Here is a 14,295-nt window from a genome sequence, read left to right on the forward strand (position 1 = left end):
TAAAAACACCTCAAAAAAAGAAAAGATGAAAGCAAAAGAATATCAACTTTTTATTAACGGAGGATGGGCGAATGCTACATCTGGAAGTACTGCTAATATTACCAGTCCAATCGATGAAAGCATTGTCGGCACAGTGCAAATGGGTGTGGAGGAAGATGCAAAAATTGCACTAGAAGCAGCTGAAAAAGCACAAAAAGAATGGAGAAAAGTTCCTCCAAGAAAGCGTGCAGAACTCATGCGAAAGTTTGCTGCCGAAATAAGAGCTAATAAACAATATCTGGCGGAATTATTAACCAGAGAACAAGGTAAAATTATTTCTTTAGCAGAAATAGAAGTAGAAGTTACCGCAACTTTTATTGAATATGCTTGTGATTGGGCGAGACATATAGAAGGCGATATTATGCCTTCTGATAATGAAAACGAACATATTTATATACATAAAATTCCTAGAGGAGTAGTTGTTGCAATTACTGCTTGGAACTTTCCTTTAGCTTTGGCTGGAAGAAAAATAGGTCCAGCTCTGGTAGCTGGAAATGCAATTGTCGTAAAGCCAACACAGGAGACTCCTTTAGCTACGTTAGAATTAGGTTTTATTGCCGAAAAAGTAGGCTTGCCTAAAGGGTTATTGAACGTTGTTACTGGTTCAGGAAGGGTACTTGGTAATGCATTGGTTGAAAATCCAATTACCAAAATGGTTACCATGACTGGTAGTACACCTGCAGGTCAACAAATTTTCAAAGCTGCGGCACAAAATCTTACACATGTACAATTAGAACTTGGAGGAAAAGCTCCGGCTATAGTATTTGCAGACGCAAACTTAGATCAGGCGGCAGAAGCCGCGTTCCACTCCAGATTTGATAATTGTGGACAGGTGTGTACCTGTAATGAACGTATGTATGTACATGAAGATATATATGATGCATTTATGGAGAAATTTATGGAACATCTAAAGACTTACAAAGTAGGAAATCCATTAGATAGAAGTGTGTCCATGGGACCAAAAGTAAATGCTTCAGAATTGAAAAATATGGAGCATTTAGTAGAAGTGAGCGTAAAAGAAGGAGCTACCGTTGCAACTGGAGGAAAAAGGCCAGATGGTTCTGAATTTGAAAAAGGACATTGGTTCGAACCTACAGTACTTACAGACGTAACCCAAGATATGACTATTGTACACGAAGAATCATTCGGTCCTATATTACCTGTGATTAGGTTTTCAGAGTTTGATCAAGTGATCGGATATGCAAATGATTGCGAATATGGATTAGCGGCTATGATTTTTACCAAGGATATGGCAACCATATTGCGATGCAATGATGAATTAGAGTTTGGTGAAATCTATGTAAACCGAGGTCATGGAGAACAACATCAAGGATTCCATAACGGATATAAACTGTCAGGAAGCGGAGGAGAAGATGGAAAGTACGGATTCGAGCAGTACCTAGAAAAGAAAACCTTTTATATGAATTATAAATAAAAGAGGTTTCATTAATGGATATTCAAATAAAAGATATAAAAGTTAGATTATTCGAAGTGCCTCTTCCAGAAGTACTTTCTGATGCCAAACATGGAGATCATTATCATTTTGAGTTAGTTACTACCACCATTACCCTAAATGACGGAAGTCAAGGCACTGGATATACTTATACCGGAGGTAAAGGAGGTAGAGCTATAAAAGCTATGATAGAGTATGATTTTAAAGAAGCTCTAATCGGAAAAAACGGTGCTGATATTGAAGGAATCTATGATTTTTTAGAATGGCATATCCACTATGTAGGAAGAGGAGGAATTGCTTCTTTTGCCATTTCTACCATAGATATAGCTTTGTGGGATATACACTGTAAAAAACTTGGAGAGCCACTTTGGCAAGTTGCTGGAGGAGCAAATAATACTTGTAAATCGTATTGTGGAGGTATCGATTTGCAATTTCCACTACCCAAGTTATTACAAAACATGGATACCTATTTGGCCAATGGTTTTAATGCGTTAAAAATCAAAATCGGAAGGGAAAATTTAGATGAAGATATTGAGCGCATAAAAGCAGTAAGAGAGCATATTGGTCCTGATATTACTTTTATGGTAGACGCTAATTATTCTATGAGTATTGATAAAGCTATTGAAGCGATCAATAGATTCAAAGAATTCGATATTACTTGGTTTGAAGAACCTATTATTCCCGACCATTATAAAGGTTATGGAGAAATAGTAGAAAAAACAGGTTTCCCTCTAGCAATGGGAGAAAACTTGCATACTATTCACGAGTTTGAGTATGCATTTGAGCAATCTAAATTGTCCTTTGTGCAACCAGATGCTTCTAATTGTGGAGGTGTCACAGGATGGTTACGTGTTGCCAAATTGGCAAAACAACATAACATTCCTGTGTGTTCACATGGAATGCAAGAATTGCATGTAAGTTTGGTTTCTTCTCAAGAAAATGCTGGATGGTTAGAGGTGCATAGTTTTCCAATAGATGAATATACAATCAGTCCATTGATTGTAGAAAACTATAGAGCGGTAGCTCCTGATATTCCTGGAATTGGTGTTGTCTTCAATTGGGGAAAATTAGAGCCGTTTGAACAATTCTAATAAGATTCACATGAATTATTTAATAACCCACACATTTTAATAGTCAATGAAAGTAGAAAAAAGAAATTTTGGTAACATAGGAAACGATGAGGTATTCCTATATGAATTGTCTAATGATAATGGCGTGGTAGTAAAAATATCGAATTACGGAGCAACGATTACGGCAATTCTTACACCAGATAATCAGGGTGCCTCTAGAGAGATTACCTGTGGTTTTGAGAATATTGATGGTTATTTTTCCGAAGAGTATAAGAATAACGCTCCGTATTTCGGTGGTACAGTAGGGAGGTGTGCTTCTCGGATTCATGAAGGTAAGTTTACACTAGAAGGCAAAGAATATTCATTAGTTGGTAATGATAGGGGAAATCATTTACATGGAGGAACTCAAGGATTTGATAGAAAAATATGGACGGTAGAAAGTTATGATAATATGAAGGATAAAGTTATCGTCATCATGAGTTTACAAAGCCCAGATATGGAAGAAGGATATCCAGGAAATGTAAAAATTAATACACGTTTTACACTTACTAATGAAAATGAATTGATTATATCTTATAAGGCGAATACGGATAAAGCCACTCCAATTTCGTTAACCAATCATTCTTATTTTAATTTATCTGGCTTCCAAGAAACTGTACATGATCATAAAGTTACCATTCATTCAGATGCCTTTTTAGAAGGTGATGAGAAAGGAGTAGCACAAGGAGGTGTGATAAATGTGGATGGAAGATTAGAGGATTTCAGGAATGGGAAGTTTTTTAAAGAAGCTTTAGATCATATGGAAACCGGGTTTGATCATTATTTTTTATTCCCAAAAGATTTTGAATTAAGAAAAGTGGCTTCTTTTGAGCATAAAGGATCCGGAAGAACCATGGAAGTTTTAACCACAGAACCAGGAATGTTGTTCTATTCGGGTTATTTCACTTCGGATGTTCTAAAAAGAGAAACTGGAGATCAATATGGACAATACAAGGCCTTTTGTTGTGAAACCCATCGATATCCGAATGGAGTAAATTTAGAAGATGCTCCTAAAACGATTACCTATCCTGAAGAACCATTTACCAGTACTACGATTTTCAAATTTTCTACAATCGAGTAGTAAATAAGATATATAAAATTAACAGCGCAACACTCAACTTTTAAAATTAATAATTATGACTATAGGAATATTATTTGCGGTCCTCGCTGGATTAATGCTTGGATTATATGCATTGCCAGAAAAATATACCAAAGGATACGAGTTTGAAAATACTTGGGGAATGATGTTTTTTATCAATATGCTCATTATTCCAATCGCCGCAGGTTTTTTATTAGTGAATGATTTTGATGTTATCGTTTCTAATATACCTACAGATATTCTTTGGAAAATGGGATTAGCCAGTATTCTTTGGGGTATTGGTGTGATGATGTGGGGAAAAGCAATTAATTACATTGGCTTGTCTCTAGGTTTTTCAATTTTTATTGGCACCGTTATTCTTGTCGGATCCTTATTACCATTCTTAGTAGACGGATTGCCTTCCAATAATGTATTTATGGTAATTCTTTTAGGGATTTTGATAGTACTTTTTGGGGTGTCTTTTAATGGGAAAGCAGGAATGCTAAGACAAGCTGAAGATCAAAAAAATAGTAGAGAAAAGGTAGATGGTAAAGCGTCTTCGATGACCATAGGAATTATTATTGCTGTTATTGGAGGTTTGTTAGCTACTGGATTTAGTTATGCGAATGCGTATGGAAGACCATATCTGCATGAAGCTTGTCAGGAAGCTGGAAATTCGGAATGGATTACGGCGGTAATGGTGATGGTTATTATATATGTATCAGGAGCTATTTTTGTAATTCCTTACTTTATATACCAACTAAGTGCTAAAAAGTTATGGAGTAAATTCAGTTCTCCACATACTCCTAAAAATTTGTTTTATACTTTTATTATGGCACTTTTAAACTTTGCTGCCTCAGGAACCTTTGCCTTTGCTGCGTATAAATTAGGATCTTCTGGGAATACAGTTGGATATGCGATTTTTAATACAGTATGTGTTGCTGTAGCAATAATCACCGGAATACTTACTGGAGAGTGGAGCAGTACAAGTTCTAAACCTAGAAAAATTCTTTATCTGGGATTGACCGCAATGATATTAGGAGTAATCGTAATTGCTTCAGGAAACGCAATGGGATAAAAAGCAGAGAAAAGAAGAATACTGCTGTTTTCAATTTTAAATAATTCTATCAAAATCTTATGGGTATTATCACTTTTCTAGGCTTTACCTTGCTGGTAGCTTTGATTTCATATTTAGCAACAAAAAAAACTGATGAGAAATCATATACCGGTTATTTTTTGGCTGGTAGAAGCTTAACAGCTCCAGTGATTGCAGGTTCATTATTACTAACTAACTTATCTACAGAACAGATTGTAGGGTTAAACGGACAGGCTTTTTCAGAAGGAATTTTGGTAATGGCTTGGGAAACCTTAGCCGCAATCGCTATGGTAGTAACCGCCTTATATCTATTACCAAGATATCTTAAAGAAGGATTAACAACAGTACCTCAGTTTTTAGAAAGAAGATATGATGTCGGAACTAAAACGATTACTTCTGGATTGTTTCTTACAGGATATGTGGTAGTGCTTTTACCGATTGTTTTGTATTCTGGAGCTTTGGCCATTAGTACTATTTTTGATATTCCAACACTACTTAATGTAGATAAAACAACCGCTTTATGGATTACGGTTTTTTCGATAGGGATTATTGGTTCTATCTATGCGATTTTTGGAGGACTTAAAGCAGTTGCAGTTTCAGATACAATTAATGCAGTTGGATTATTGATAGGAGGTTCGATCATTCCTGTTTTAGGGTTGATGTTAGTGGGTAATGGTAATATGGTGGAAGGATTTACAGAGTTATGGGTATCGAATCCAGATAAATTTAAGTCAATGGGCGGAGAAGATTCTTCTGTTCCGATTAGTACAATTTTTACAGGAATGATGCTGGTTCAATTATTTTATTGGGGAACAAATCAGGCAATTATTCAACGAGCATTGGGTGCGAAAAACCTTAAAGAAGGACAAAAAGGAATTCTGTTAGCTTCTTTTATTAAAATATTAGGCCCAGTATTAGTGGTGTTACCAGGGATTATCGCATTTCATTTGTATGGGGATAGTATTACCAATCCAGATGAAGCATATCCTACCTTAGTTCGCAAAGTTTTACCGACTTCATTGATTGGTTTTTTTGCGGCAGTTCTCTTTGGAGCTATTTTGAGTTCATTTAACAGTGCTTTAAATAGTTCTGTTACTCTTTTTGGCGTAGATATATATAAAGGCTATATCAATAAAAATGCTTCTGAAAAACAGATTGTAAAATCTGGAAAGATATTCGGAATCGTTCTCGCCGTATTATCCATGTTTATCGCACCATTGATTGCAAATGCACCTGCTGGTTTGTTTGGGTATTTACAACAAGTTAATGGATGTTATACAATTCCTATTTTAACAATCATTATTATGGGATATTTAACGAAACGTATTCCTCCTGTTGCAGCCAAAATAGCGATCATTTTAGGTGCGGTTGTCTACTTGATTTATGTTATTCTTGATAATACGGTAATGAAGGGTACATTTCCTCATTTTTTACACGTGCAGGGAGTGTTATTTGCCATTAACATTTTAATAATGATTATAATTGGTAAAATGTATCCACGTAAAGAAGCTTTTGAAATTATATATACAAAAGAAGTTGATATTAAACCGTGGAAATATACTATTCCAGTAGGAGTATCTATTTGTGTAATTGTAATCGTGATTTACTTAACTTTTAGATAAAAATGTAGAATTCTTCGACTTTAGATTAACCAGAATATTTTCACAAACACAACAATTGCTCTTGATTCAAAAAAAACAGATTCTGTCCCAGGTCTGGTGCCAAAACTTCAATATTTAAAGGGTTTTCTCGCGACCCAAGAAGGATTCGAACTTGGAGATAATAAGATTCAATTTCCTAAATATTAAATAAAATATATGACTGTAAATAAAGAGGTAACCCTTATGAAGCTATTAATAACATCGAATGGGTTTTTGTAAACGATTGTAATTCATATAAATGACCAATAGAACGATTAGGTATTTCAATCTCTTCCGTTACAAAGCAAAAGCTTCATAGAAATGTGAAGCTTTTTTTATTGTCTTCCTAGAATATACCTAAAAATAAGTGCTCTTTTTTTAATACTATTAATAAGATTACTTGATCTTATGTATTTATGGGTACTGTATTCAAATTATCAATATGACTCTTCTCTTGGTGTCGGAAAAGTTATATGGCTTACTTATTTTTCCCCAAGATAATGTCGGTAATCTTCGCAGATTTGGCGTGTTTTTTCTATAAGTAGATACTCTTCTTGAACTACTTTTGAAACATCAAAAATCAATAAACCTATCACACCATGGTCGATGTTGTATTAACCGTTTTAAAGGATAAACTCAATGAATATTTTAAAAATGTAGTAGGTACTACAGAATCTAATATTATAGACTTTATAAGTACGAATAATAACGATCCTGTTTCTTTTACTAATGATAAAATAACTCCTTTTCTCATTAATATTTCTGAAGATAGAAAATTTAGAAATGCAGATCAATATGCTGGTGTGATAAGAAATGGTATCAAAACCCAGGCGAATCCTGAAATCAGAATTGAGTTATTGATTTTGTTCGTATCTAAATTCAATAAATATGAGCAGGCACTCAAGTTTTTATCACATGTCATTAAGTTTTTTCAGGTCAACAGAATCTTCGATCCTCTAAATTCACCGCAATTATCAGATGAAAATATAGAGAAGTTGATCGTAGAATTAATATCACTCCCATTAGAAGAACAAAATCAAGTATGGCATTCTTTAAACACATCCTATCTACCATCGGTTTTATATAAAGTGCGTTTACTGTCTTTTATCGATGATCAAAGTATGGAGTTCGTGGGAGAACCAATATCCACAACGAATCTTAATCTTCATCAAAAAGTATAAGCTTTTAGTAATGAATATATCTATAAACAAGCCCAATATCACGAATTAAATAAAGTATAAAATGGAATATCGCGAATTTTTTGACATAGAAGTTATTCACCCTGTTTTATCAGAATCTAATGATGTAGTGCTTGTCCCGAAAAATGAAACGAGAAAACACCTAAGCAACCTTGGATTTGTGGTAAAGAAAACAGAAAAAGGAATAAAGATTTTAGCTCCTATGTCTCGAAGAAATGGCGATTTTCAGCCTTTGAGCGAAGATGACAACTTTACTTTTTATATATATCCCACTTCTGATGTTACTCAAGAGGTTACAGATTTTTCTGAAATAGATGAAGGTAATATAATCTTATTTTCTAATCAAGATCTTCCAGAAAACAGTCAGGAATTAGTAAGTAACCAAGTAGTAAAGGAAGGGATTTTTGGAGGATATCCTGCATTAGGTAGTATTCAAATTATAGGTCATAAAATTAATCTTACTTCTTTAGAACAACCGATAAAATTTAAAGCTGTATTTGGAGCAAAGTCGATAAAGTGGAAGTACTATTTTGTATCCAATACTGAAGATATTGATATCAGTTTGGAGTCTAGAGATAATCAAATCAGTTTCAATGAAGTGGCGGTCGATGAAAACATAACGGACCAGATTATAAATTCTATTCAATTAAATTTTCCCGATACCCAAGTTAAAATTTTCGAATCTAAAGATTTGGTTCCCTACAGTAACAAACCCATTAAGAATATAAAACTACTTCAAAACGGTGATGTTCTTATCAATCATTTACCCAATCCGCGAGCAGAACAACAAGGAATCCAAATAATTAAAATTAAGTAAGAAAAGGCATTTCGAGAGAATCAATTGATTTTTTAGAAAAGCCCATTATAAACATGTAAAACTATTAGAATATGTCTAGATTTTTAACACCAGATGTGTACACTGAGGAGGTACCTCTATTACCACAATCTGTAGCAGAAGTTTCCACTGCGGTGCCAGCTTTTATTGGATATACGGAAAAAGCAGTAAAAAACGGAAAAGATATTAGAAACAAAGCGATTAGAGTATCTACTCTATTAGAGTTTAAAGAAGCTTTTGGAGGTGCACAATCAGCATCTTTTATGGTAAGCATTTCGGATGATGATGCTGTAGAAAATATAGAAGTAGAAGCTCCGAAGCATACTTTATATCATGCAATCGATTTATATTTTAAAAATGGTGGTGGTGATTGTTATATCATTTCAGTAGGAAATTATAATGATGATTATGATAAGGAATCATTCTTAAATGGGTTAGAAGTTTTGAGTAAGGAAGACGAACCTACTCTGATTATGCTTGGAGAAGCAACAAAATTAGATGCGCCCGATTATCATGAAGTATGTCAAAATGCCTTGGCACAGTGCCAGGATTTAAAGGACAGGTTTTGCATTTTCGATATTAAAAAAGATGATGAAAACGGAACATCTTTTAGAGATGGAATAGGTACAAATAATCTAAAATATGGTGCTGCTTATACCCCATATTTACAAACATCACTTACCTATCGTTATGAAGAAGATCTTGTAGAAGTATCAGGTTCTTCGGCAACTGAAACCCTACAATTAGAAATAGCTGGCGCGATTAGAGTTGAGTACAGTGGATCTTCTCAAGATGCACCAAAAGTTAAGATTAATAAAGGAACAGGGAGCATACCTTCTTTTAGTATTGCTGACGCTGTATTAACCATCAATGTTGGAGAAGGAACTCCTGCTAGTGAGATTATAAATGAATGGAATACATTTTCAAACAAAGGTGATTTTGATATTATTTTGTTAGATGGAGCAACAGTTGTAGAATCTTCTACAGGAACCACTGATCTTATTACTACTGGTGGTGATAATGCTTCTGTTAGTTTATCAACTTTCAAGGAATCTCGTTCTGAGTTATACAGCAGAATTATCAGTGAAGTATCAAAACAACGTATCACGTTACCACCAAGTGCGGCAGTAGCTGGTGCATACGCTACCACAGACAGAGAAAGAGGTGTATGGAAAGCACCAGCAAACGTAAGTTTAAATGCTGTTATCGGTCCTATCTCGAAAATTACTTCTAAAGATCAGGAAAAACTAAATGTTGATGCTACAAGTGGTAAATCCATCAATGCTATACGAAGTTTTGTTGGAAAAGGAACCATGATTTGGGGAGCTCGTACACTTGCCGGAAATGATAATGAATGGCGATACGTACCAGTACGAAGATTATTCAATATGATAGAAGAATCTACCAAGAAAGCATCTCAGTTTGCAGTTTTTGAATCTAACGATGCCGTGACTTGGTTGAAGATGAAGGCTATGATCGAAAGTTTTTTATACGGAGTTTGGCAACAAGGTGGATTAGCTGGAGCGACAGAAGAGCAAGCATATTTTGTGAATATCGGATTGGGAAAAACTATGACGCAACAGGATATTTTGGAAGGAAAGATGATTGTAGAAATTGGATTAGCAGCTGTGCGTCCTGCAGAGTTTATCATACTGAAATTCTCTCATAAACTACAAGAAGCATAATAAGCGTACAAAATTTAATGAATAAGTAAAAAGTAAAACAATGGCTTTAACTAAAGAACAAATAAAGATAGATTACCCTTTAGTAACCTATAATTATAGGGTAGATATCAATGGAGTATCTATAAGTTTTTCGGAGGTATCTGGTTTAGAATTATCCTTCGAAACAACAACATATAAGGAAAGCTTCGCTACAGGAGGAAAAGTAGGACCGAATATTATGTATATGCCTGGGCAGATTCAACCGGTAAATATATCTATGAAGAAAGGATTGGTAAAAGGAAAGAGCATTCCTGTCTTTTATGATTGGATCAATGATATACAATTGAATCAGGTAGATAAAAGAGATATCGTAGTGCATCTTTTAGATGAGACCGGTAGTACTGTAGTGAGCTGGAAAGTTATAGATGCTTTTCCAACTAAATTAACAGCTCCTTCTTTTGATGCAAGCTCTAATGATGTAGCTATAGAATCTATGGATTTAATGGCTTTTAGAGTGACTATGGAAGAAGCATAGTAAATAAATAAACTAAGCAAGTTCTATTCTAGGAAACAAAACCAGAATTGTAAGTCAATATAAATTCAAAAAACCAAAGTATTGTGGCAATTGATAAACAGAAAATTAGCGAAACCTATCCGTTACCGGTATACAATTATCAGGTAACGATTAACGGAGTTGAAATCATGTCGTTCTCAGAGATTTCAGGTTTAGAAATTGACCATGATCATGTGTTGTATCGACATGGTTTTAGTTGGGCAGTTGGAGATCATTTGATCCGTGGCCAAAGAAAACCGATTAATATTTCTTTAAAAAGAGGGTTGATCAAACGTAGGAGTGATTTATATGACTGGATTAAATCTGGAGAAAAGAAAGACATTAGAATAGAACTCTGTGATGAAGCTGGGATGGGCATCGTAGTTTGGGAGGTTTCCCGAGCATTACCTTTCAAATTAGATGCTCCATCGTTTAGCGCTAGCGCCAGTGAAGTAGCGATAGAGAGTCTCGATTTAATAGCTCATGACTTACGAGTAAAATACAATTAAAGAGTTACCATATGTTAGATGTTTTAAGAGCAATGAATTTTGCAGATAAAGAGCCTACATTATCACACAGATTTGGAGTGTTCTTTCTATCAGGAGGTGTTATTCCTAATCCAATAGATGTCAGATTTCAAAAAGTTAGCGGTATCAATACCGAAGTACAATTGGATACTATAAATGAAGGTGGACAAAACCTGCATGCACATCGTGTACCCAAAAAGATTAACTATAACAATTTGGTACTGGAACGAGGTTTCGTAGCTAGTAGTTTAGCCGATGGTTTAGATAGTTTTAGTCTACCAGGTTTTGGTCAGATGCGCTCTCCGCTGATTTCTGAATTCAATGCGACATTTTCATTTTTTAAGTTTAATCCTTCTAATGTACTAGTCACATTATTTAACGAAAATGGGATTCCTATTGGAGGATGGTTATTTCTAAAAGCATATCCAGTAAAATGGTCCGTATCTGATTTGGATGCACAATCCAATTCCGTGGCCATCGATACAATGGAGTTGGCATATACACGATTTCAAATTTTAAGATTATAAAAATGGCAGTAGAGATCAAAGAAATTGTCATTCGAGCAATTATATCAGATGCTTCACAGACAGATGAAGGTAGCTCATCTTTGGATACCAGAAAAGAACAATGTGATGTGGTACAAGAATGCGTGCATCAAGTACTAAAAATATTGAAAAAGAAAAACCATAGATAGATCATGGCATTACTAAGTGAATTAAGTTTTAAACTACAAAAGCTTACCATTTTTTCTTTTGATAATGAAGAAAGAACCGTTGGTAAGAAGAAATTAGAGGTGATGTTTAATCCCGAATCCGTTAGACGAAGTTTTATAAATAAGTTTACCGATAAGGCGAGTAATCCTCAGAATAAGAGTGATGCTAAGTTTATGCACAGCGATTCATCTACGGTTAGTATGAGTCTAATTTTTGATGGAACCGATGTAGATCAATATGGGGCAGAGATAGCACTTAGATTGTTAAGAGGTACCCAAAAAAGTGTTGCAGAAAGAATAGATAATTTTCGAAAAGACATTACAGAAATAAAAGGTAAAATTCATGAACCACGCTATCTAGTTCTTAGTTGGGGAAAAACATTAAAGTTTAATTGTAGACTTTCTAGCTTAGATATTAATTACACATTGTTCGAAAGAAATGGAGATCCTTTGCGAGCCGAGCTCAATGTATCCTTCATTGGGGATGATACGCCCAAAGCGCAATTAGCTAAGTTGAATTTACAATCTCCTGATCTTACGCATTACCGTATGGTAAAATCAGGTGATCAATTACCATTGATGTGTCAAGAAATATATGGCTCTCCGATGTATTATCCATTAGTAGCAAGTGCAAATAAACTAACGGATTTAAGAAATCTAATACCAGGTCAAGAAATTTACTTTCCACCAATAGAAAAATAAAAGATGTCATCAACTGTAGTAACAAGTACGATTAAAAGCAACGGCAAGATCCTGCCATTAGGATTGTATGAATTATTGTCGATAGATACAAGCAAAGAGTTTAACAAAATACCTTTAGCCGAACTTAAGCTATCCGATGGTTGTGTAGCAAATCAAAAGTTTACTACCTTAGAAAGTAATGCTTTTATACCAGGCGCTGAAATTGAAATCTTTTTGCGGTACGAAGGAAATAATACAAACGAGACGAAGGTTTTTGAAGGTATTGTGATCAATCAGGAAATCGAACGCTCGCAATACCAATCAGTACTTACGATAGAGCTTTGCGATCCGTCCATAAAAATGACCACTTTACGAAAAAACAAAGTGTTTCAGAATAAAACGGATAGCAAACTTATAAAAGATATTATCAGTACCTACAGAGATGTAAAAACTAAGAATATAGAAAATACTTCTTTGGCACATCCACAGATGGTACAGTACTATGTTTCGGATTGGGATTTTATAGTATCGAGAGCTGAAGCGAATGGGCAATTAGTACAAGTTGATAATGGAGAGGTTTCTGTTTTTACGCCACAAATTGGAAGTACCGATCATACCCTAACCTTTGGGATAGATCTGGCGCATTTTGATCTAAAAATTAGTAGTCGTCATCAATATGAGAAAGTACATTCATTTGGTTTGGATACAAAAAAGGATGAATTAGCACTTAGTATTCCCAAAAAAGGTAAAGAGCAATTATTAACTAGTATTGATTATAAAACTTCACAATTGTCAGATGCAGTTGGAGCTAAAGAAACAAACTTGGTGCATGCTGTACCTACAGATCCATTAGAATTGCAATCTTGGTCAGATGCACAACTTGTAAAGTCAAGACTGTCTCTGGTACAAGGAACCATTAGGATGAATGGAAATGGAAAAGTAAAAGTAGGTCAGACGTTGAAAATCGAAAATGTAAGTCGATTTAATGGAGAACATATCATTACTGGAGTTCGACATGGATTTGTAATGGGTTCAGGATGGTATACCTACCTACAAATAGGAATGGATGCCAATTGGTTTAGTTCGCAATCTGATATTATAGATACAAAAGCTGCTGGTTTATTACCAGGTGTAAATGGATTACAAGTAGGAACAGTGTTGGAACATGTAGAAGATTCGAAACACGGATTTCTAATTAAAGTACATATACCAGCTTTTGATCAAGAAGCTAAAGCTGCCGAAGTATTAGCCATGTATACGACATTAGATGCTGGAGTAGATCATGGAATTTTCTTTCCTCCAGAAAAAGGAGATCGCGTAGTGATTGGTTTTTTAAATGATGATCCCAGGCAAGCAGTTGTTTTAGGAGCAATGCACAGCCACAAAGCACCACATACCGAAAAGAAAAAAAATAAATACAAAGGGATTTTTACCAAGTCTAATTATCAATTGCTTTTTGATGAGGAAAAAGAAGTGATAACACTATCTACAGCGGATAAAGACCAGTCCAATGAGCAGCTATTAGCTATCAATCAGAAGGAGAAAACAATCACATTAGAAGATGCTCATGGTAATAGTATTCTAATGGGTAAAGATGGTATTAAAATAATTAGTACTAAGGATTTTTCAATAGAAGCTGCAGGAGACTTTGATATCAATGCTAAAGGAAAAGTAAAAGTAAAAGGAAAAAAAGTGGATTTAATATAAGA

Annotated in this window: 14 protein-coding genes; all 14 read left to right on the forward strand. The window is 34.7% G+C overall.

The features are described 5' to 3' along the window. Positions 1-25 precede the first annotated feature (25 nt). The 14 genes from aldA (at position 26) to H526_RS0123590 (ending at position 14,293) form a co-directional block, all read left to right on the forward strand. A complete protein-coding gene (gene aldA, locus H526_RS0123525) occupies positions 26-1,474 on the forward strand; it encodes an aldehyde dehydrogenase (RefSeq protein ID WP_027395206.1) in 1,449 nt (482 codons plus the stop codon). Positions 1,475-1,488: 14 nt separating this feature from the next. After that, positions 1,489-2,583 (forward strand): mandelate racemase/muconate lactonizing enzyme family protein, encoded by a 1,095-nt coding sequence (locus H526_RS0123530; RefSeq protein WP_027395207.1) that lies wholly within the window; start codon positions 1,489-1,491, stop codon positions 2,581-2,583. Between the two features lie 46 nt (positions 2,584-2,629). Next, positions 2,630-3,682, forward strand: a complete 1,053-nt coding sequence (locus tag H526_RS0123535; protein WP_027395208.1) for an aldose epimerase family protein — start codon at positions 2,630-2,632, stop codon at positions 3,680-3,682. A gap of 55 nt (positions 3,683-3,737) precedes the next feature. Continuing rightward, positions 3,738-4,757 (forward strand): L-rhamnose/proton symporter RhaT, encoded by a 1,020-nt coding sequence (locus tag H526_RS0123540; RefSeq protein WP_027395209.1) that lies wholly within the window; start codon positions 3,738-3,740, stop codon positions 4,755-4,757. Positions 4,758-4,816: 59 nt separating this feature from the next. Further along, positions 4,817-6,397: a solute:sodium symporter family transporter gene (locus H526_RS0123545; RefSeq protein WP_027395210.1), complete on the forward strand. Its 1,581-nt coding sequence runs from the start codon at positions 4,817-4,819 to the stop codon at positions 6,395-6,397. A 617-nt stretch (positions 6,398-7,014) separates the two neighbouring features. Then, complete coding sequence (locus H526_RS31225) at positions 7,015-7,596, forward strand: Pvc16 family protein (RefSeq protein ID WP_051336303.1); 582 nt, start codon at positions 7,015-7,017, stop codon at positions 7,594-7,596. Between the two features lie 61 nt (positions 7,597-7,657). Beyond that, positions 7,658-8,431, forward strand: coding sequence for a hypothetical protein (locus H526_RS0123555; protein WP_027395211.1), 774 nt, complete (start codon positions 7,658-7,660; stop codon positions 8,429-8,431). Positions 8,432-8,502: 71 nt separating this feature from the next. Beyond that, the gene (locus H526_RS0123560) at positions 8,503-10,134 is read left to right on the forward strand and encodes a phage tail sheath family protein (RefSeq protein WP_027395212.1); all 1,632 of its coding nucleotides are present in this window, start codon (positions 8,503-8,505) and stop codon (positions 10,132-10,134) included. A gap of 40 nt (positions 10,135-10,174) precedes the next feature. Beyond that, positions 10,175-10,648 (forward strand): phage tail protein, encoded by a 474-nt coding sequence (locus H526_RS0123565; protein ID WP_027395213.1) that lies wholly within the window; start codon positions 10,175-10,177, stop codon positions 10,646-10,648. Positions 10,649-10,731: 83 nt separating this feature from the next. Further along, entirely contained in the window at positions 10,732-11,175 is a 444-nt protein-coding gene (locus H526_RS0123570; RefSeq protein WP_027395214.1) for a phage tail protein, read from the forward strand. 11 nt (positions 11,176-11,186) lie between these two features. Next, positions 11,187-11,720 carry a phage tail protein gene (locus H526_RS0123575; protein WP_211237856.1) on the forward strand — a complete coding sequence of 178 codons (534 nt, stop codon included), beginning with the start codon at positions 11,187-11,189 and terminating at the stop codon, positions 11,718-11,720. A 2-nt stretch (positions 11,721-11,722) separates the two neighbouring features. Beyond that, complete coding sequence (locus tag H526_RS31950; protein ID WP_155839763.1) at positions 11,723-11,887, forward strand: DUF5908 family protein; 165 nt, start codon at positions 11,723-11,725, stop codon at positions 11,885-11,887. A gap of 3 nt (positions 11,888-11,890) precedes the next feature. Beyond that, positions 11,891-12,607 carry a CIS tube protein gene (locus tag H526_RS0123585; protein ID WP_035086311.1) on the forward strand — a complete coding sequence of 239 codons (717 nt, stop codon included), beginning with the start codon at positions 11,891-11,893 and terminating at the stop codon, positions 12,605-12,607. Between the two features lie 3 nt (positions 12,608-12,610). Further along, positions 12,611-14,293 (forward strand): phage baseplate assembly protein V, encoded by a 1,683-nt coding sequence (locus H526_RS0123590; protein ID WP_027395217.1) that lies wholly within the window; start codon positions 12,611-12,613, stop codon positions 14,291-14,293. The last annotated feature ends 2 nt before the right edge of the window (positions 14,294-14,295 follow it).

This window comes from Aquimarina latercula DSM 2041, assembly GCF_000430645.1.
Taxonomy (GTDB): Bacteria; Bacteroidota; Bacteroidia; order Flavobacteriales; family Flavobacteriaceae; genus Aquimarina; species Aquimarina latercula.

Bases quoted from the DNA above. Each gene is read 5' to 3' on its own strand.
- H526_RS0123565 (WP_027395213.1), top strand. From the start codon at position 10,175: ATGGCTTTAACTAAAGAACAAATAAAGATAGATTACCCTTTAGTAACC.
- H526_RS0123530 (WP_027395207.1), top strand. From the start codon at position 1,489: ATGGATATTCAAATAAAAGATATAAAAGTTAGATTATTCGAAGTGCCT.
- aldA (WP_027395206.1), top strand. From the start codon at position 26: ATGAAAGCAAAAGAATATCAACTTTTTATTAACGGAGGATGGGCGAAT.
- H526_RS0123535 (WP_027395208.1), top strand. From the start codon at position 2,630: ATGAAAGTAGAAAAAAGAAATTTTGGTAACATAGGAAACGATGAGGTA.
- H526_RS0123540 (WP_027395209.1), top strand. From the start codon at position 3,738: ATGACTATAGGAATATTATTTGCGGTCCTCGCTGGATTAATGCTTGGA.
- H526_RS31950 (WP_155839763.1), top strand. From the start codon at position 11,723: ATGGCAGTAGAGATCAAAGAAATTGTCATTCGAGCAATTATATCAGAT.
- H526_RS31225 (WP_051336303.1), top strand. From the start codon at position 7,015: ATGGTCGATGTTGTATTAACCGTTTTAAAGGATAAACTCAATGAATAT.
- H526_RS0123575 (WP_211237856.1), top strand. From the start codon at position 11,187: ATGTTAGATGTTTTAAGAGCAATGAATTTTGCAGATAAAGAGCCTACA.
- H526_RS0123585 (WP_035086311.1), top strand. From the start codon at position 11,891: ATGGCATTACTAAGTGAATTAAGTTTTAAACTACAAAAGCTTACCATT.
- H526_RS0123590 (WP_027395217.1), top strand. From the start codon at position 12,611: ATGTCATCAACTGTAGTAACAAGTACGATTAAAAGCAACGGCAAGATC.
- H526_RS0123560 (WP_027395212.1), top strand. From the start codon at position 8,503: ATGTCTAGATTTTTAACACCAGATGTGTACACTGAGGAGGTACCTCTA.
- H526_RS0123545 (WP_027395210.1), top strand. From the start codon at position 4,817: ATGGGTATTATCACTTTTCTAGGCTTTACCTTGCTGGTAGCTTTGATT.
- H526_RS0123555 (WP_027395211.1), top strand. From the start codon at position 7,658: ATGGAATATCGCGAATTTTTTGACATAGAAGTTATTCACCCTGTTTTA.